The following is an 18,391-nucleotide window of genomic DNA, read 5'->3' as shown; positions in this document are numbered from 1 at the left end:
TCTACGGTCAGACGTCAACCCGTCAAAAGTCGGGTGCTCGAGGACTCTGTGTATAGTCCTTAATTTCCGTTACCCTGGCCTGCGCTTTGTTTTGTTGTATTTGCGCAGGTTCCATATGCTGATTTCGCACAGACTTGTCACTGTTTTAATGGGAAAAAGCGATTAGGTTTGTCATAATGAATTAGGAGAGACGCAATGAATGATCTAACAAGCTTTGGTATCAGTGTGCGGTGGCCAGCAACGGACCCATCCAAAATTCAACTGTATTCCTTCCCCACGCCCAATGGCGTAAAAGCCTCAATCGCTTTGGAAGAAATGGGCTTGCCCTACGAAGCGCATTTGGTGACCCTCTCAGACGTCGACGTTAAAAGTGACGCCTTTTTGTCGCTCAACCCAAACAACAAGATTCCAGCGATCATCGATCCAAATGGACCCGACGGCTCACCGATCGATCTTTTTGAAAGCGGCGCGATCTTGTTGTATCTGGCTGAAAAGACCGGAAAGCTGATCGGCTCAAGCGCGACTGACAAGGCCAAGATAACACAGTGGTTGATGTTCCAAATGGGTGGGCTTGGACCGATGTTTGGCCAGCTTGGCTTCTTTTACAAATTCGCAGGTTCGCAGATCGAAGATCCGCGCCCGCGTCAGCGTTATATTGAAGAAGGCAAGCGTCTTTTGGCTGTGGTAGACAAACAGCTCGAAGGCCAAGACTGGATTGCGGGCGATTACTCTATCGCAGATATCGCGATTGCCCCTTGGTTGCGTTCACTCGATTTTTATGGCGCACGCGAAGTGCTTGGTTGGAAGGATCATAAAAATGCGGTCGCTTATCTCGAGCGTTTTCTTGAACGACCCAGTGTTCAAACGGGTCTGAATACGCCGCCCCGTCCTTAGTGCCTGCGATTAAGCTGGTAGTTTGCTGGTCAAAACATAGCGAAGAATTTCGGCCACTTGCCAGGGTTCTTTGCACACCGCCAAAGCCGCCGCATCGACCTCTTTCAGCGCATGCTGATGCTCATCTTGATGCAGGATGATCAGCGATTTGCCAAGGGCAGCCGCATAGCCTGCATCAAACGCTGCATTCCACTGCTTGTATTTTTCACCAAAGCGCACGACGACAACGTCTGCATCGGTGATGCCTTTTCGCGTACGGATCGCATTGATCATAGCGCCCTTGTGGTCATGCCAAAACTTGTTTGGCTCTTCCCCAAGGATCGCGACACCGCAATCATCGCTGGCTGCGTGATCCGTGACAGGTGCAGCGAAAGACACATCAAGCCCTTTGGCGCCTTCGATAATTTGCTCACGCCAATCCGTGTGAATTTCACCCGATAGATATACTTTAAGCATCGCGTCTTCCTCTCTTTGGTATGTTTCGAATTTTCTATAAAATTCGTTAACCGCGCAAAACACCACCGGTGGCTTTACTGACCTTTTCGATAATCTTCGCGCCAACTGCTTCGATCTCTGCCTCTTTCAAGGTGCTCTCCACAGGCTGTAAACGCACAGTCACTGCGATGGACTTCTTGCCCTCACCCAAGGATCCGCCAATGAATTCATCAAACACGCGCACGTCTTCGATCAAGGCTTTGTCCGCGCCCGCAGCCGCATTCACCAGCGTCAACGCTTCCACATCTGCATCCACAACAAAGGCAAAATCACGCTCCACTGCTTGCAAATCACGTAAGATCAAAGCTGGGCGCGTGGCACTTTTCTTCTTGGGCAGAGGCACTTCAGCGGGCCAGATGGTAAAGCCCATAGCAGGTCCTTTGACATCCATTGCCGCCAGTACTTTGGGATGAATTTCACCAAACACGCCCATAATTTTCTTTGGTCCAAGGCAAATCTTGCCATGACGGCCTGGATGCCACCACTCCTCTGCGCCGCGTTGAATTTGCACCTTTGCAGGCGCGCCAACCGCTGCCAAGATTGCTTCGGCATCGGCTTTCACATCAAACACATCGACGCCGCGCGAGGCACCATGCACATCTTTCGGACCAGTCCGTCCAACGATTAAGCCCGAAACTTGAACGTGCTGCTCGCCCGGCTCACCGCCATGAAACGCAGTACCCACTTCGAATAGAGCCTGATCCATCAACCCACGCGCTTGATTGCGCGCAGCAGCTTGCAAAAGGCCCGGCAAAAGCTGCGGGCGCATGTGGCTCATTTCAGAACTGATCGGATTGGCCAGCATTGTCGCATCGCTGCCGCCACCGAACAACGCAGCAGAGGGCTGATCGATAAAGCTGTACGTCACGCATTCATTATACCCAAGCGCCGCCGCCGTGCGTCGCGCAGCACGTTCGCGTAGTTGTGCAGGCGACAGGATCGCGCGCGTCACGCCGTCGTGCAAACGCGGCAAAGGTTTGCCAACGAGACCAGTGAGCGATTCAATACGCGCGACTTCCTCGACGAGGTCGGCTTCGCCTTGCACGTCTGGGCGCCAGCTCGGCACCGCAGCCATTTCTGCGTCCATCACAAAGCCGAGCGCTGTCAAAATCGCTCGCTGCCGATCTGCCGCGATTTCCATACCCACCAAAGACGAGCAGCGATCCGTATCAAGCTTATAGCTACGCGACACATCAGGGACAGTGCCCGCTTGGATCACTTCGGACGCTTCGCCGCCCGCGTGATCCACGATCATACGTACCGCATGCTCAAGGCCAACAGGTGTGAACGCAGGATCAACACCGCGCTCGAAACGATAGCGCGCGTCGGAATTGATCTTCAAAGCACGACCCGTATAGGCAATCTGGATCGGATCCCAATAAGCGCTCTCAACGAAAACATTCACGGTGTCGTCCGTACAACCGCTCGCAAGACCGCCCATGACACCTGCAATGCTCTCAACACCGTTGTCGTCAGAAATCACCATTTGACCTGCTTGCAGCGTATATTCCTTGTCGTCCAAAGCGACGATCGTCTCGCCGCCTTTCGCGCGATGCACATGCAGGTTACCTTTGACTTTATCCATGTCGAACACGTGCAAAGGACGGTTCTGATCATATGTGAAATAGTTGGTCACATCGACAAGGAAGCTGATCGGACGCAGCCCAATCGCGCGCAGCGCATCTTGCAGCCATGCAGGGGATGGGCCGTTCTTGACTCCAGTGATCACGCGACCACAAAAGACAGGGCAGCCATCAAGCGTATCATTCTCGATGACGACTGACAGGTCGGAAGAGGCCGTCGCAGGCACTGTTTCTACATCGCAAGGCTTCATTACACCAAGGCCACGCGCCGCCAAATCACGCGCAATACCACGTACGCCTAAAGCGTCAGGACGGTTCGGCGTGATCGCAATCTCGATCATCGGATCGACTTTGCTTGGATCATTCTTGGCCAACCAATCGACGAAGGTCTGACCGACTTCACCAGAGGGCAACTCGATAATGCTGTCATGCTCTTCAGACAATTCCAGCTCACGCTCGGACGCCATCATGCCGTGGCTTTCAACACCGCGAATGTTGCCCACGGACAGCGTCACATCGATGCCGGGCACATAGTCGCCCGGCTTGCAAAGGACCACGGTGATCCCTTCACGCGCGTTGGGTGCGCCGCACACGATCTGTTGCAAACCTTCGTTGGTCTCCACTTGGCACACGCGCAAACGATCCGCGTCGGGATGCTGTTCAGCGCTCTGAACCTTTGCCAACGTAAAGCTTTTCAACTTGTCCGCAGGGTTGCTCACCTCTTCCACTTCTAAACCGAGATCGGTCAAAGCATAGAGAATATCATCCAAAGACGCCTCGGTCTCGAGGTGCTTTTTCAGCCAGGACAGTGTGAATTTCATCGCGTCGTTTCCTGTTTACTTAAGGCCCAGCGCTTCACGCGCCAAAGCCTGCCAATCCGTATCAATGCCCTCAGGCACTTGCACCCAATCCTTGAACGGTCTGCCTTTGCCCGAAGGGTCAAATGGCACGGCCTCAAGGTGGGTCGCGAAAATCTCTTGGACGCGGGTAACGCCCAGTTTAAATACCATGCTGTCCTGATAAAACGACAACACAGGCTTGCCCCCACCTAGCTTTGCGCAAGGCTTCCCGAACATCTGCGTGATTTCGAGGTTCGGTGCCTCTGCGCGCATTTCGTCGATGAAATCTGTGAAGACTTGGGGAGCGGCCATTACAGCCCCGTCGCCAGATTAGGCTGCTGCAAGCTCGCAAAGCCATAGTGCCGCAACCAGCGTAGGTCTGAATCAAAGAACGCGCGCAAATCGGGGATACCGTATTTCAGCATCGCCATGCGGTCGATGCCCATGCCAAAGGCAAAGCCCTGCCACTCAGCCGGATCAATGCCGCCCGCTTGCAAGACCTTCGGGTGCACCATGCCAGAGCCGAGCACTTCGAGCCAGTCATCGCCCTCGCCCACTTTGACAGAGCCGTTTTCCCAGCGGCACTGGATATCCACCTCTGCGGAGGGTTCCGTGAACGGGAAATGCGAGGCGCGGAAACGGGTTTTGACTTCTGTCCCGAAGAAGACAGAGAAGAACTCCTCCAACGTCCATTTCAAGTTCGCCATAGAGATGTCCTTGTCAATGGCGAGGCCCTCGACTTGGTTGAACATCGGCGTGTGCGTTTGGTCATAATCGGCGCGGTACACGCGACCGGGGCAAATGATGCGACACGGCGCGCCATTGGCTTCCATGTGACGGATTTGCACAGGACTGGTGTGCGTGCGCAGAACATGCGGCGGACGATTATCGCCCTCCGCGCGGTGCGTGTAGAATGTATCCATTTCAGCGCGCGCAGGGTGGTGGCCTGGGATGTTCAAGGCATCAAAGTTATACCAATCACTCTCGATCTGTGGACCTTCTGCGACTTTGAACCCAAGATCGGCAAGGATCGCGATGACCTCTTCTGTCACCTGCGAAATCGGGTGGATAGACCCTGCTGGACGCTCGCGCGCAGGCAAAGTCACATCGAGCCATTCACCGCGCAGGCGCTCTTCCAAAGCGGCATCGCCCAAAGCGACTTTCTTCGCCGCCAAAGCCGAGTTGATCTCGTCCTTCAAAGCGTTCAGCTTTGGACCTGCAACCTGACGTTCCTCAGCGCTCATCTTGCCGAGTGAGCGCATTTGCAGGCTGATCTCGCCCTTTTTACCCACCGCTTGCACGCGCAAGTCTTCCAGCGTGCTTTCATCTGACGCAGCCGCGATCAAACCTACGTATTTCTCTCTTAGATCATCCATCACGGACCTCGCCTCATGTGTTACCGCACGAGTTACCCGCTTGGCCCAGCGCGCGCAAGCGAGAGGGGCACGAGATGCCGCAGTCGCTTTAATAAAATCGCAAAGGTTCTGCCCAATTTCGCCACTTTCTTGCCACGCGAGGTGCCCCAATTGCGCGGCTTATAGGCTCAAGGTCCGCTTTTGGACCGTTTGGAAACTGAAAGCCACAAAGGGATTGATACGATGAAACTGATCTTTGCTCTCACCGCTGCCACACTGACCTTTGGTGCCGTCACAGCGGATGCACAAGTTGCGCCACGCACATTTATGACCCCCGCCGTCGCGCAAACCGGTCAATGGTATATTGCGCCGAACGGATGTTCGTACACGCGCACGCAAGCGCCGGGGCAAAGTGTAATCTGGATGCTGATCCAGAACCCGCATCATATCGGCGGGCGCAATGCCACTGCCGTCTGCCCGCGCATGCTACAAGGCTAGCGCAGGTCTTTCTCAAACCGCCACACATCAAGATAGAACGGATCATCAAGCGTATCGAGGCCAACTGTTTCGATGCGCTTGTTGACCCAGCCCGATTTCTCGTAAAACCGTGCAGCGCGTTCGTTACCAACCGCGCAACTCAGCCACGAAACATCATAGCCCTGCGCCTTGATTCGCGCTTCCCCATCTAGCATCAGCGCTTGTGCAACACCCGTGCCGCGCGCATGTGCGCCCACATACATCTGATAGATTTCATCTGCTTGAACCATTGTGAAACCCAAAAACACATCTGATTGCACAGCAACGCGCGTGTCTTTCAAATGATCCCTCGAACGCTTTTGAAAGCTTTCAAACGTGCGCAAGGAAGCAAGGGTAGCGGGGACAACAGCGGCATGTCCGTCTATCCAGCCGACATGCCAAAGCTCAGCAACAGCATCGATCTGATCATGCGACATATTTTGGATTTCAAAGTTCATCCTAAAAAACTAGACCGCAATCACCCTACAAACAAATGAAAAAGGCCCCAACCAAGCGGTTGAGGCCTTCTGTAACTACAGATCGCTCTGGCGCTTACGCGGCCATTGCTGCTTTCGCTTGATCAACAATCGCTGCGAACGCTTCTGGCTCGTGTACTGCGAGGTCGGCAAGAACCTTACGGTCTACTTCGATACCCGCAAGCGTGAGACCATTGATGAAGCGGCTGTATGTCAGCGCCTCGTCGTGGCTACGCACAGCAGCGTTGATACGCTGGATCCACAATGCACGGAAGCTGCGCTTACGATTCTTGCGGTCGCGTGTCGCGTACTGGTTCGCTTTATCAACGGCCTGTGCTGCGACTTTGAATGTATTTTTACGACGTCCGTAGTAGCCTTTGGCTGCTTTGACGACTTTACGGTGACGGGCGTGGGTTACTGTACCACCTTTAACGCGTGACATATCTCAAATCTCCTTAACGAGCGTAGGGCATCATCGACTTGACGATTTTCTCGTCAGCAGCCGCGAGTGTGGTTGTACCACGTGCATTGCGAAGGAATTTGTTCGAGCGCTTGATCATGCCGTGCTGTTTGCCGGCTTGAGCTGCGACCACGCGGCCACTGGCCGTTGTTTTGAACCGCTTTTTGCAGCTCGACTTTGTCTTCATCTTAGGCATTTCCGTCTCCTCTTTCGGGTCGGTAGAAACGCGCGCTCTCGGCATGCCAAATTAGCCGGACGCGCGGATTAGAGATCGTCGTTTAGGACGCAACGATAGATTCCGCAAGAGCTAAGTTTATCCGACGAGATCGCGGACGACTGTCATAAACACATCGGGAATTTGATCCATCGTATATCCCCCCGGTTTTTCGATAACGGCCCATGCCACAAGACCGCCGCCAAGCAATACCATCAGCGATGCCGCGCGCGGTGCACGGCTATCTGAAAATGCAGAAACAATCGCAGGGATCGAGAATCCCGAGATCACAATCCCGAGGACCAACGCAAGATCATAGCTCATAACAGTTCCCTCACTCATAAAGTGATGAGAACGCTACTCTGGATCAGACGCATAAATCAAACGTTCATCGCAGGGTGCAACCCTGAGGATGTTGGTCGTGCCGGGGATGTTAAAAGGAACGCCCGCTGTCACAACAATCTGATCGGTTTTACTCGCCAATCCAGCTGCTCGAGCCGCGCGCGCCGCTGAAACAACAGCGCTTTTGAAACGCTCAAGTTCGCCGGTCATGACGCAAAGCGTACCCCAGGTCAGTGCCAACCGTCGCGCTGTCCGAAGCTGGGACGTCATTGCGATAATCGGCACACGCGGACGTTCACGCGCCGTCAAGAGCGCAGTCGTGCCGCTTTGCGTAAAGCAACAGATCGCTTTGATTTCGGTGGTTTCTGCGATTTCACGCGCCGCAGCCACAATACCATCAGCCACAGTCGTGCGCGCAGCTGTGCGCGAAGACTCGATAACTTCTGTATAGGTCGGATCATTTTCAACTTCTCGCGCCACGTTGTCCATCGTTTGAACCGCTTCGATTGGATAGTCCCCCGCCGCGCTTTCCGCGCTGAGCATAATCGCATCCGCGCCTTCATAGATCGCTGTGGCAACGTCGGACACTTCGGCGCGAGTCGGCATCGGGCTTTCGATCATGCTCTCAAGCATTTGTGTCGCAACAATTACAGGCTTTGCCGCCGCGCGACACTTGCGCACCAGACGTTTCTGGATTGGCGGGACGTTTTGAACAGGCAGTTCAACACCCAAGTCGCCGCGCGCAACCATGATACCGTCAGAGGCATCAAGAATTTCGTCAAAGCTGGTGACCGCAGATGGCTTTTCGATCTTGGACAGGACCGCAGCACGGCCTTTCACCAGATCACGCGCATCCCAAACGTCCTTGGCACGTTGCACGAACGAAAGCGCGAGCCAATCGACGCCAAGTTCACAAACGAACTCAAGGTCAGCGAGGTCTTTTTCGGACAAAGCCGCGAGCGGCAGAACAACGTCAGGAACGTTCACGCCCTTACGGTTGGAAATCGTACCGCCAATGACAACTTCGCAATCCGCGTAGTCAGCACCGCATTCTTTGACTTTCAAACGGATCTTACCGTCGTTCACCAAAAGCGATGCACCGGCTTCCAGCGCTGCAAAAATTTCAGGATGCGGCAACGTCACACGTTTCAGATCACCCAGTGCATCGTCCAGATCAAGGCGGAAGTCAGCGCCGATTTCTAACTCTTCAGACCCGTTCTTAAACTCACCAACGCGCAGTTTCGGTCCCTGAAGGTCCGCAAGAATCGCGATGGGGCTATCAAGATCTTCTTCAACCTTGCGAATGATCGCGTGCAATTCAGCAATTTTTTCGTGGCTGCCGTGGCTCATATTGAGGCGAAAGACATCTGCGCCTGCTTCGTGCAACTTGCGGATCATCTCGTAGTTGTCAGAAGCTGGCCCCAGCGTGGCTACGATTTTTACACTGCGTTCGCGTTTCATATCTTTTTTCCATTCCACTTCGGCGTCACACGACTTCACTTTCCGAACGAAAGTGTTACCGCTAACAATTTGTGCTGCTTATTGCGCATTTCACATTGCTCGGCAACTATCCTATTCGCTATTCAAACTAGGAAACAGATTTGTGACTTACCAGCCTTTCTTTGAATTCGGCACAACGCGCAACAGCAGATGGACCGTAACCAGTGATCATGCGGCCAATACGGTCCCTGCGTTCGTCAATGGCGGCGATCTCGGCATCAGTTCACAGGATATGAACCGCCATATCGCGTATGACATTGGCGCGGCGGGGGTTGCGCAGGAGTTGGGCGTTTTGCTCGACGGTCCTGTGATATGCTCAAATTTCTCGCGCCTCGTGATTGATCCTAATCGCGGCAGTGATGACCCAACTTTGTTAATGAAGCTTTACGATGGCACGCTAATTCCCGCGAACCGCCATGCAGGACCTGACGAGCTCGAGGCGCGCATGGAGGCGTGTTACCGCCCTTATCACACTGCACTCAACGCCTTGATGACGCGGCGCGCTGATCCTGTTTTGCTATCAATCCACTCGTTCACACCGCAGCTTAAAGGACGCCCAATGCGGCCTTGGGAAGTTGGTGTTCTGTATGCAGATGATGATCGCCTCGCACGGGCCTTGTTGACGGTTCTGAGCGGCGAGAAAGACCTGACAATCGGCGACAACGAACCGTACTTGGGGCATTTACCCGGCGATGCAGTGGATACGCATGCGCTGCAACATGGGCACCTCAACGTGTTGATCGAGTTGCGCAATGACTTGATCGACACCGAAGCGCAGCAAAAAGCATGGGCGCAAAGGCTGGCGCCATTGCTTGAGCAAGCGCTCGCTGATGTGATCGCGTAGGAGAGCATGAGCGCGCGCAAAGATTTTATAGCAGGCATTGGTCTGCGACTTCTTGCGACCTTCTTAATGACCGCTATGTCTGCCGCTGTGCGCGTCACCGCGGAGACTGTGCCCCTCGGACAGCTGATCTTTTGGCGCTCTTTCTTAGCGCTGATCCCCATTTGCCTATACATGATATGGCGGCGCGAATTCCCGAGCGCGCTGCGTACCAAACATCCTCGCCTGCATGTCACACGCAGCTTGTTGGGTGTTTTTGCAATGGCGATGTTTTTCACCGCACTCGCATACCTGCCCTTGGCCAACGCACAAGCGCTTGGTTATCTCGCGCCGATCCTGGTGCTGCCGCTTGCTGCGGTTTTGTTGAAGGAAAAACTCACCGCGATCATCTTTGGCGCAGTGTTTCTGGGCTTTTGCGGTGTAATCTTCTTGCTCTGGGATGCGTTCACCCTACCGAGCGAGGGCGCTTTGATAGGTGTTGCCGCAGGGTTGGTTTTTGCGTTCACAATGGCCTTCGTGAGGGTCCACACCAAGACAATGACGCTAACAGAAAGCAGTGCATCAATCGCGTTTTATCTAGCTTTGGTTGGGTCTGTCGTGGGGCTTGGGACGATTGTTTTGGGGTGGATCGAGTTAAGCAATACGATGTTTGGCTGGCTCGCGCTTGCTGGATTTCTGGGCGGCATTGGCCATATCGTTGCGAATGAAGCGACTGCGCGCGCGCCCGTTAGCACGCTTGCGCCTTTCGATTTCGCAGGTTTGATATGGGCGCTTGGGTTTGATGTGATCTTATTTTCAATCGTTCCCGGCCCCATGGGGCTGATTGGTGTCTTTGCCATTACGTTCGCTGCGTTGATGGTGACGTTCTTGGGGCCAAAAGCACCCAAGCACGTTGAGAATTAGTAGCTGTTCAAGCTGTTTAGCGCTTGATCCAAGTCAGGGCGGAACACATGTTACGTCAAAGCCGCATTAACAGGAGCCAGCCCAATGGACGCACAGACGCAACTCGAACTTGAAGCCGCTGCCTTTCGCCGTTTGCGCGATCACTTGGCCGAGCGCACGGATGTTCAAAACATTGATATGATGAATTTGAGCGGGTTTTGCCGCAACTGCCTATCGCGTTGGTATCAAGAAGCCGCCAATGAGCGCGGTATCGAGATGAGCAAAGATGAAGGGCGCGAAGCGTTCTACGGCATGCCGTTTGGGGAGTGGCGCGCGAAGTATCAGGCGGATGCCACAGATGCACAAAAGGCCGCGTTTGAGGTGTCTCACAAAAACGCGACCTGATGAGAATGGCTCTGCGAGAGTGATCCCGCAGAGCTGTCACTTGTTTAGTAAACGTTGCCGCCTTCGACTCGCTTGGAAAACTCTGTCTCGCCACCAGCGGCGAGCAACTTGGCTTGAGCGATCCACTCATCACGGCTTACGCGACCTTTGAAACCTTCGAGGTTCGCGTTGACCCATGCTTCTTCATCAGGCGTCCACGCTGCGATCTGATCGAAGTGGAAAAAGCCAAGCGCGTTGCACATCTTTTCCATCTTGGGGCCGATACCTTTGATCTGTTTGAGATCATCTGCAACACCACCGCGTGCGGCATCTAGTGTGGCTGGTTTCACGCCTTCGTTCTCTCCCTCGATCACGCCGTCCCCGTCGTAATCGATTGCGTCGGTCGGTTGGACCTCTTCGGCCTGAACGGTCTCAGCGGATTGAACCTGAGCAGAGGACACATCGGCCTCAAGCGCTGCGATACGCGCATCTTTGTCGGCATGCTTTGCTTTGCACGCGTCTAGTTCGCGGCGCAGGCGATCTGCTTCGCTTGTGTCCAGAACCACCTTGCGGCGACCCCAGATTAACCAACCTACGAACAACCCTAGAAGTGCTGCCAAAAGGATCAGCACGACCATTTCACTTATCAAAAAGCCCCATTCACGAAACATTTGTCTTTCCTTTCAAGTCTTACTGTTGCGTCCAGCGCACTGTGGTACGACGGTTCGCGGCGCGGCCTGCTTCGGTCGCATTGTCTGCTATTGGTTTGCTGGGGCCGAAACCCACGGCTGAGATTGCTTCGCGCGGGACACCACGCGCAATCATCGCTTCACTCACGGCAACAGCACGCGCAGCACTCAGTTCGTAATTGCCAGTGCCTGTGTTGTCCGTATGACCCCCAAGTTCAGCCGCCAAACCAACACGCACGCAACGTGATAGGATTGCCATTCATCGCAGTCGTCACGTTACCGTTTACCTTACTCACGCCAAGTGCGTCGCCGATTTGCGCAAGATCAAGACCATTGGGCAGTTTGCCCTCCACGGTCACGCCCTTGGACGCATCGTAGTTGATATTATATGCAATCGGCTCGCCATCATCACGCGTTTCAATGTCATTTTGCAGCGTGTAGCCATCGGGCAAAGCAATCGAGCTGATCAGCGTATCTCGATCGCTTGGTTGATCGACGAGACCCGTCAAGCGCAAGGTTTGCCCTGTCAAAGACACCGATCCTTCGTCCATTTGCGTCAACGCGCCAAGACCCGCACCAATCGCTGTTTCCCAACGGTCCGGCGCACCAGAGGCGAGCGTTAAGCCATCAACACCGGCGGCCCCTGTTTCGCTCAAAACACTGCGCATCGCCTCGCTTGGTACGTTGCCTTGCAAAAGCGTTTGACCCTCTTTGCGGGTGCCTGCAATTGTGTAGGGATCCGCGCTTGGTAATATTTCGAGCTCATCGAGCACGACGCGACGGCCCTCGACCCCATTCAAAGCACTAAGCAAAGCATCGCGTTCAGCGTCACTATCGGCGAGACCCGTTACTCGGATGTCACGACCGTCCACACGAGTTGTGACGCCATGCACAGCGCCCGAAACCGCGGCAACGGCCCGCTCAGAGATCGCATTTTGCATATCAAGTGCGTTATCTTTCGCACCCCAATATACCAAAGCGCCAACACCTGCTGCCAGCACCACTATGCCAAGGAATTTCCGCATCTCCGCACCCATTTATTGCTTCATATAATCGCAAGATTACAAGTTTTTCTGAGTGCTACAAACGGGATCAGCGGACCTCTGCGCAAGGGGAAAGCGCGCGAGTAGAACGCAAAACGCCCGCGCGATGCGGTGCAAGGCGCGGGCGTCTTTTTAATGAACGAGAATTAGATCGCTTTCTTGAGGCTTTCTTCAAGGTAGATCTCACGCAAGCGCGGTGTGACTGATCCAACCTTGCCATCACCAAGCGACACGCCGTCAATCTCTACAACGGGCATCACGAATGTGGACGCTGAGGTGATAAACGCTTCATCTGCCTGTTTTGCTTCATCGATGGTGAAATTGCGTTCTTCGACTTCCATCTGCGCTTCGCGCGCGAAACGCAGGACCGCTGCACGGGTGATGCCGTGCAAAATGTCGTTGGACAAAGCGCGCGTTATAATCTTGTTGCCTTTGACGATGTAGGCGTTGTTAGACGTGCCCTCGGTTACGAAGCCGTCCTCGACCATCCAAGCATCGTCTTTACCCGCTTTCTTCGCCATCATCTTGCCCATGCTCGGGTAGAGCAACTGAACCGTCTTGATGTCGCGGCGACCCCAGCGCTCATCCTCGATAGAGATCACTTTGATCCCAGTTTTCGCAGTTGGTGAGTTGGCAAGGCCCGGCTTGTTCTGCGTGAACAGGACGATCGTCTGTGGCGTTGTTTCAGGATCGGGGAAGACGAAGTCACGATCATCAGGCGCGCCGCGGGTAATTTGAAGATAGATCATGCCTTCATCAATTTCGTTTACACGCACGAGTTCACGATGCACCTCCAACAGATCCTCTTTGGAGATCGGCGTTTGCATGTCCAATTCATCGAGCGAACGCTGCAAGCGCACAGCGTGACCGTCAAAATCAATCAGCTTGCCCTCAAGCACAGAGGTGACTTCGTACACCCCATCCGCCATCAGAAACCCACGATCAAAGATGGAAATCTTCGCTTCGTTTTCGGGAAGATATTCGCCATTTACATATACGGTGCGGGTCATCTGTTTGGTCCTTCTAATGACGATTTATGCGGCTTGTTTCATAGCTTGAAGCACATCTTCAAGACTGCGAATGGCGCCAGTTTGTAAATATTCCATTGCTTTGAGCGAGGCGTCATGCGCCTCATGGCTCGAACCCGCAACGCAATCTTCGATCACGCGGGTGAAGTAGTCCTGCTGGTGCGCGTCAACGAATGTGTAGTGCACGCAAACATCTGTGAGACCGCCGACGAGGATCAGCGTGTCTGCTTTCAGACCTTTGAGCAGGATTTTCAAATCAGTTCCAAAGAACGCAGAGTAACGGCGTTTTGGCACGACATAATCCGTCGGCAAGATGCCCATTTCCTTCACCGCGAGCGCGGTCTTTGGATCGTCTTCAAGGCAGTGCACATCTTCATCGCCGTCTAACTCTCGACCAAAATCGATCAAATCAGGGCGATGTATTTCTTGGATAAAGATCACGGGAATATTTGCCGCACGCGCGCCATCAATGGCTTTGCGCGCTTCCGACATCCGTTCCTTGTAGCCGTCCATATTATCGATGGAGCGCACAACGCTGTCGTCGATAAAGGTCGACGCTTGGATATCAATCACGATCAGGGCGGCTTTACCCTCAATCAGATCGCGTTTGGGTGTGTTCGCATTGGCCATGCCTTACCCCCAAAGCGCCGGTAGTGGTGGGTGAACGCCATCTTCGTCAAATTGTAATGGCGTCGCGCGATCTTCTGCCAGCAACAGCGGGCCATCGAGGTCTGTGAATAGCGCGCCTTGGGCGAGCAATGTCGCGGGGGCCATCGCCAGCGAAGACCCGACCATGCAGCCTACCATCACTTCGTACCCTTGCGACAATGCCGCCTCTTTCAGCGCAAGCGCTTCTGTCAAACCACCCGTCTTATCAAGCTTGATATTCGCCACATCATACTTGCCTTTGAGCTTGGGCAAGCTCGCACGGTCATGGCAGGATTCATCGGCGCAAACCGGCAAAGGACGCTCTATCTCGCTTAGCATATCATCCTCGCCAGCAGGCAAAGGTTGCTCAACAAGTTCAACGCCAAGGCCAACGAGATGTGGGGCGAGTTCGGCGTAAACATCTGCGGTCCAGCCCTCATTCGCGTCGATAATGATGCGCGACTTGGGTGCGCCGCGACGCACGGCCTCTAGGCGGGGCATATCATCTGGCGTGCCGAGCTTGATCTTGAGCAATGGGCGCTTGGCATTTTCGGCCGCTTGCTTTTGCATCTTCTCAGGCGTGTCTAGCGAGAGGGTGTAGGCCGTGATTTCTGGACCCGGCTTGCCAAGACCGGCGAGTGCCCAAACGGGTTTGCCCGCTTGCTTGGCTTCCAGATCCCAAAGCGCGCAGTCAACCGCATTGCGCGCCGCACCCGGCTCTAACAAATCATACAGAGACTGACGGGTGAAATCCGCAGGCAGTGCGCGAATTTGCGCTTCTACGCTTTCCATCGTTTCGCCATAGCGCGCATATGGCACGCATTCGCCCCAGCCCGATACATGGCCGTCGGTCAGGCAAACCGTGAGAACCTTTGCCTCCGTGCGTGAACCACGCGAGATGGTGAACACTTGGGCAAGCTTGAACACGTCATGCGCAACATCGATTTGCATGGGGGCTTCCTTTGGATAGTCCGTGCGTGCGCCGATCAAACCAGCGCACGCAATAAGCATCAGATCGCGGCGAGCGCGTCAACCAAACGTTCCGCACCGTGGCGATATGGATCAACCGTTGGCAGGCCCATGCGCTCTTCTGTTTCTTTCAGATACGCGTTGGCTTCGTCTTCGGACATGTGCTGCGTGTTCACAGAAATGCCGACGACTTTACAATTTGGGTTGCCCACTTGCGCCAAAGGCAGCGCCGTGTCGCGTAGCGTTTCAAGCGTTGGCGGCGTGAACGTTGGCAAACCACGCATGTGTTTGCGTGTTGGCTCGTGACACAGGATCAGCGCGTCAGGTTGGCCACCATGGACCAACGCCATCGTCACACCAGAATATGAAACGTGGAACAAGCTGCCCTGCCCTTCGATCATGTCCCAGTGGTCCTCATCATTGTCGGGCGTGAGATACTCAACTGCGCCAGCCATGAAGTCCGCAACAACTGCGTCGAGCGGTACGCCGTGCCCTGTGATCAAAATACCTGTCTGGCCTGTCGCGCGGAACGTGGATTTGAGACCACGCTCCTGCATCACTTTGTCCATCGCCAAAGCCGTGTACATCTTGCCCGCAGAGCAATCGGTGCCAACCGCCAAGCAACGCTTGCCTGTGCGCTTGATCCCGTTCGCGATTGGATAGCCAACGGTAGGCACACGGACATCGTGCAAAGTTGTACCATTCACCTGAGCCGCAGCAACAAGATCGCCCTCATCGCGCAAAAGGTTGTGCAGGCCGGACGCGAGATCATAGCCCATTTCAATCGCTTCGATCAGCACTTCTTTCCAGGCTTGGCTGATGATGCCGCCACGATTTGCAACACCAATCACCAACGTCTTTGCACCAGCTTCTTTCGCTTCGGCCAAAGTCATTTCTTTCAAGCCGACGTCGGTTCCACAGCCCGGCAAGCTTAGCTGGCCTACGGAATTTTCAGGGCGCCAATCTTTGATACCTTGCGCAACTTTCGCGGACAATTGGTCAGGCGCGTCGCCCAAAAATAGTAGATATGGTGTTTCGATCATGATGGTCTCCCCTAGAATCAAGTGTTGCACTTTTTTGAAGCGTGATGTCCGCGATTTTCTCTCGTTTACATAGTAATTTTAGATTTTATTCGAAGAATCTTGCGCATATCGGCAAAATGTTCGATGAAAATTCAGCCGCATCAAACTATCATGCAAAATCATAACGATCTCTGCATTGCAGCAAACACAATGCAGTCGCAGAAAAAACCTTGCGCTGAGTTCGGTAACGAAATAACTCAACCACCAAGAAAAACGTAATTTAATTACTCGAAAGAATCGCCATGAGCTTCCGTATCCAACCAACTCCTGTCGCCCGCCCCAATCGTTGCCAGCTCTTTGGGCCCGGATCCCGTCCAGCGATCTTTGAAAAGATGGCAGGCAGTGCAGCTGATGTGATCAACCTTGATCTCGAGGATTCCGTCGCACCTTCGGACAAAGACAGCGCCCGTGAAAATGTGATCAAAGCGATCAGTGATGTGGATTGGGGCAGCAAAACCCTTTCCGTGCGGATCAACGGGTTGGATTCACCGTATTGGTATCGTGACGTTGTCGATCTGCTCGAAAAGGGCGGCGAGCGTCTTGATCAGATTATGATCCCAAAGGTTGGCTGCGCTGCGGATATTTACGCCGTGGATGCTTTGGTCACCTCAATCGAAGCTGCGATGGGTCGCAAGAAGCCAATCGCGTTTGAAATTATCATCGAGAGCGCGGCGGGCATTTCGCACGTCGAAGAAATTGCCGCAGCCTCGCCACGCTTGCAAGCGATGAGCCTTGGCGCCGCTGACTTCGCCGCTTCAATGGGCATGGCGACAACGGGTATCGGCGGTACGCAAGCGGGCTACTATATGCACCATGAAGGCGCGAACTATTGGTCCGACCCTTGGCATTGGGCACAAGCGGCTATCGTTGCTGCGTGCCGCACCCACGGGGTTTTGCCTGTGGACGGCCCTTACGGCGATTTCTCTGACGAAGAGGGTTTTCGCGCGCAGGCTTTGCGTTCTGCGACCCTTGGAATGGTTGGCAAATGGGCGATCCATCCAAAGCAGGTGGCGTTGTCTAACGAAGTCTTCACCCCATCCGAGGCAGCCGTCACCGAAGCACGCGAGATCCTAGCGGCTATGGAAACAGCAAAGGCCAATGGCGAAGGCGCAACAGTTTACAAAGGACGTTTGGTGGACATTGCCTCCATCAAGCAAGCCGAGGTGATCGTGCGCCAATCAGAAATGATCGCGGGTTAGGCGCCAAGGCAGCGCTCAAAGCTGTCGGCCAACTCTTGCAAAAGCTGGGAATACAGATCGGGGCCGGGCGAAAGCTTGGCCCCAAGTGCATCGAGCTGAGCGGTCTTGGCATCACTTCCCTCAATCACCACCTGCACCAGCCGGTCATTCTGCTGAGGCTCTGTGAACACACACGCGACATTGTGCTCGCTCAGATGTTCACGCGCGCCAGCAATGCGCGCGGGGCTCGGGGCGCTGGCATCGCCTAGCGCGATGGCTCCTGCAAACTCAATATCAAAGCGGCGATCAAAGTACTGAAAACCGTCATGCAAAACCATGTAGTGTTTGCCTTTGAGCGGTGCGAGTTGCGCCTCAAGCCTTTGTCCGAGCTGCTCTATCTCCTGCACGGCACGCTCTGCGTTCGCCATGTACACTTCTGCATTCTCAGCGTCTAACTTCGCAAGCTCTGCCGCAATAACACCCAACCACAGCGCAGCGTTTTCTGGATCAAGCCAACCATGTGGATCCAAGTCATCTTCGCCATGCGCGTGGTCATGATCATGGTCGTCGCCCTCTTCGCCTTCGCGCAGATCGTGATGACGTGTCTTTTCTACCAACATCAACTCGATCACCGATGCCTCCTGCGCAAGGCTCTCGAGCGGCGTATGCAACCAAGGCGTCAAAGCCTCGCTCGTCATCAGGACCAAATCCGCTTGCTCGAGCGCACGCGCTTGCGAAGGACGCAGTGCATAAGAATGAGGCGTCGCGCTTTGCTCGATCAACAATTCTGGTGCACCAAGGTCTCCCATCACTTGCGAGGCAAGCGCATGGATCGGGGCAATATCAACGACAACTCGCGGCACATCCGCAATTGCTGGCGTGGTCAAAGTAGCGAAAAGCAAAGCGTAGAGTTTTTTCATATACACAGAGTCCTCGAGCACCCGACTTTTGACGGGTTGACGTCTGACCGTAG

Annotated in this window: 23 protein-coding genes; 6 read left to right on the top strand and 17 right to left on the bottom strand. The window is 54.4% G+C overall.

Features of this window, described 5'->3' with window-relative positions; genetic code table 11:
• Nucleotides 1–195 precede the first annotated feature (195 nt).
• Nucleotides 196–894 (top strand): glutathione S-transferase family protein, encoded by a 699-nt coding sequence (locus PFRI_RS17980; protein ID WP_072632082.1) that lies wholly within the window; start codon nucleotides 196–198, stop codon nucleotides 892–894.
• 9 nt (nucleotides 895–903) lie between these two features.
• Here the strand turns inward: PFRI_RS17980 and PFRI_RS17975 are convergent, their stop codons facing one another.
• The 4 genes from PFRI_RS17975 to pheS are packed head-to-tail and all read right to left on the bottom strand — an operon-like array spanning nucleotide 904 to nucleotide 5,187.
• On the bottom strand, nucleotides 904–1,350 hold the full coding sequence (locus tag PFRI_RS17975) for a YtoQ family protein (protein WP_072632081.1): 447 nt from the start codon (nucleotides 1,348–1,350) through the stop codon (nucleotides 904–906).
• A 46-nt stretch (nucleotides 1,351–1,396) separates the two neighbouring features.
• Complete coding sequence (pheT, locus tag PFRI_RS17970; RefSeq protein ID WP_072632080.1) at nucleotides 1,397–3,793, bottom strand: phenylalanine--tRNA ligase subunit beta; 2,397 nt, start codon at nucleotides 3,791–3,793, stop codon at nucleotides 1,397–1,399.
• A gap of 15 nt (nucleotides 3,794–3,808) precedes the next feature.
• A complete protein-coding gene (locus tag PFRI_RS17965) occupies nucleotides 3,809–4,123 on the bottom strand; it encodes a hypothetical protein (RefSeq protein WP_072632079.1) in 315 nt (104 codons plus the stop codon).
• On the bottom strand, nucleotides 4,123–5,187 hold the full coding sequence (gene pheS, locus PFRI_RS17960) for a phenylalanine--tRNA ligase subunit alpha (RefSeq protein ID WP_072632078.1): 1,065 nt from the start codon (nucleotides 5,185–5,187) through the stop codon (nucleotides 4,123–4,125). Before pheS ends, PFRI_RS17965 begins: the two co-directional genes overlap by 1 nt.
• Nucleotides 5,188–5,409: 222 nt before the next feature.
• Here pheS and PFRI_RS17955 point away from each other — a divergent pair, with 222 nt between their 5' ends.
• Nucleotides 5,410–5,664: a hypothetical protein gene (locus tag PFRI_RS17955; protein WP_072632077.1), complete on the top strand. Its 255-nt coding sequence runs from the start codon at nucleotides 5,410–5,412 to the stop codon at nucleotides 5,662–5,664.
• Here PFRI_RS17955 and PFRI_RS17950 read toward each other — a convergent pair.
• The 5 genes from PFRI_RS17950 to pyk form a co-directional block, all read right to left on the bottom strand.
• Nucleotides 5,661–6,140 carry a GNAT family N-acetyltransferase gene (locus PFRI_RS17950; RefSeq protein WP_072632076.1) on the bottom strand — a complete coding sequence of 160 codons (480 nt, stop codon included), beginning with the start codon at nucleotides 6,138–6,140 and terminating at the stop codon, nucleotides 5,661–5,663. The two genes, PFRI_RS17955 and PFRI_RS17950, sit on opposite strands and share 4 nt — an antisense overlap.
• A 94-nt stretch (nucleotides 6,141–6,234) precedes the next feature.
• Entirely contained in the window at nucleotides 6,235–6,600 is a 366-nt protein-coding gene (gene rplT, locus PFRI_RS17945; RefSeq protein WP_072632075.1) for a 50S ribosomal protein L20, read from the bottom strand.
• 13 nt (nucleotides 6,601–6,613) lie between these two features.
• Nucleotides 6,614–6,814, bottom strand: a complete 201-nt coding sequence (gene rpmI, locus PFRI_RS17940) for a 50S ribosomal protein L35 (RefSeq protein WP_072632074.1) — start codon at nucleotides 6,812–6,814, stop codon at nucleotides 6,614–6,616.
• Between the two features lie 117 nt (nucleotides 6,815–6,931).
• Complete coding sequence (locus tag PFRI_RS17935; RefSeq protein WP_072632073.1) at nucleotides 6,932–7,156, bottom strand: hypothetical protein; 225 nt, start codon at nucleotides 7,154–7,156, stop codon at nucleotides 6,932–6,934.
• Between the two features lie 33 nt (nucleotides 7,157–7,189).
• A complete protein-coding gene (gene pyk, locus PFRI_RS17930; protein WP_072632072.1) occupies nucleotides 7,190–8,635 on the bottom strand; it encodes a pyruvate kinase in 1,446 nt (481 codons plus the stop codon).
• Nucleotides 8,636–8,777: 142 nt separating this feature from the next.
• On the opposite strand from pyk, the gene PFRI_RS17925 reads away from it, so the two are divergent.
• The 3 genes from PFRI_RS17925 (at nucleotide 8,778) to PFRI_RS17915 (ending at nucleotide 10,802) form a co-directional block, all read left to right on the top strand.
• Nucleotides 8,778–9,518 carry an N-formylglutamate amidohydrolase gene (locus tag PFRI_RS17925; RefSeq protein WP_072632071.1) on the top strand — a complete coding sequence of 247 codons (741 nt, stop codon included), beginning with the start codon at nucleotides 8,778–8,780 and terminating at the stop codon, nucleotides 9,516–9,518.
• A 6-nt stretch (nucleotides 9,519–9,524) separates the two neighbouring features.
• Nucleotides 9,525–10,418: a DMT family transporter gene (locus tag PFRI_RS17920; protein ID WP_072632070.1), complete on the top strand. Its 894-nt coding sequence runs from the start codon at nucleotides 9,525–9,527 to the stop codon at nucleotides 10,416–10,418.
• An 84-nt stretch (nucleotides 10,419–10,502) separates the two neighbouring features.
• Entirely contained in the window at nucleotides 10,503–10,802 is a 300-nt protein-coding gene (locus tag PFRI_RS17915; protein WP_072632069.1) for a DUF1244 domain-containing protein, read from the top strand.
• Nucleotides 10,803–10,846: 44 nt separating this feature from the next.
• Here the strand turns inward: PFRI_RS17915 and PFRI_RS17910 are convergent, their stop codons facing one another.
• The 7 genes from PFRI_RS17910 to dgcN form a co-directional block, all read right to left on the bottom strand.
• On the bottom strand, nucleotides 10,847–11,452 hold the full coding sequence (locus PFRI_RS17910) for a helix-hairpin-helix domain-containing protein (RefSeq protein WP_072632068.1): 606 nt from the start codon (nucleotides 11,450–11,452) through the stop codon (nucleotides 10,847–10,849).
• A gap of 19 nt (nucleotides 11,453–11,471) precedes the next feature.
• A complete protein-coding gene (locus PFRI_RS17905) occupies nucleotides 11,472–11,729 on the bottom strand; it encodes an OmpA family protein (protein WP_072632067.1) in 258 nt (85 codons plus the stop codon).
• The gene (locus PFRI_RS17900) at nucleotides 11,686–12,507 is read right to left on the bottom strand and encodes a hypothetical protein (protein ID WP_072632066.1); all 822 of its coding nucleotides are present in this window, start codon (nucleotides 12,505–12,507) and stop codon (nucleotides 11,686–11,688) included. The genes PFRI_RS17905 and PFRI_RS17900 overlap by 44 nt, the downstream gene beginning before the upstream one ends.
• Nucleotides 12,508–12,659: 152 nt before the next feature.
• Entirely contained in the window at nucleotides 12,660–13,523 is an 864-nt protein-coding gene (locus tag PFRI_RS17895) for a D-amino-acid transaminase (protein ID WP_072632065.1), read from the bottom strand.
• Nucleotides 13,524–13,547: 24 nt separating this feature from the next.
• Nucleotides 13,548–14,171 carry a cysteine hydrolase family protein gene (locus tag PFRI_RS17890; RefSeq protein ID WP_072632064.1) on the bottom strand — a complete coding sequence of 208 codons (624 nt, stop codon included), beginning with the start codon at nucleotides 14,169–14,171 and terminating at the stop codon, nucleotides 13,548–13,550.
• A 3-nt stretch (nucleotides 14,172–14,174) separates the two neighbouring features.
• Entirely contained in the window at nucleotides 14,175–15,140 is a 966-nt protein-coding gene (gene dgcA / locus PFRI_RS17885) for an N-acetyl-D-Glu racemase DgcA (protein WP_072632083.1), read from the bottom strand.
• A 59-nt stretch (nucleotides 15,141–15,199) separates the two neighbouring features.
• Nucleotides 15,200–16,201 carry an N-acetyltransferase DgcN gene (gene dgcN / locus PFRI_RS17880; RefSeq protein WP_072632063.1) on the bottom strand — a complete coding sequence of 334 codons (1,002 nt, stop codon included), beginning with the start codon at nucleotides 16,199–16,201 and terminating at the stop codon, nucleotides 15,200–15,202.
• A gap of 281 nt (nucleotides 16,202–16,482) precedes the next feature.
• Here dgcN and PFRI_RS17875 point away from each other — a divergent pair, with 281 nt between their 5' ends.
• Nucleotides 16,483–17,439 carry an L-malyl-CoA/beta-methylmalyl-CoA lyase gene (locus tag PFRI_RS17875; RefSeq protein WP_072632062.1) on the top strand — a complete coding sequence of 319 codons (957 nt, stop codon included), beginning with the start codon at nucleotides 16,483–16,485 and terminating at the stop codon, nucleotides 17,437–17,439.
• Here the strand turns inward: PFRI_RS17875 and PFRI_RS17870 are convergent.
• The coding region (locus PFRI_RS17870; RefSeq protein WP_342742267.1) for a zinc ABC transporter substrate-binding protein at nucleotides 17,436–18,391 on the bottom strand (956 nt) is incomplete at its 5' end. The genes PFRI_RS17875 and PFRI_RS17870 overlap by 4 nt on opposite strands.

It is taken from the genome of Planktotalea frisia (assembly GCF_001890925.1).
Classification (GTDB): domain Bacteria; phylum Pseudomonadota; class Alphaproteobacteria; order Rhodobacterales; family Rhodobacteraceae; genus Planktotalea; species Planktotalea frisia.
The sequence above is the reverse complement of the archived record's forward strand: the minus strand, read 5'-3'. Positions and strand labels throughout refer to the sequence as shown.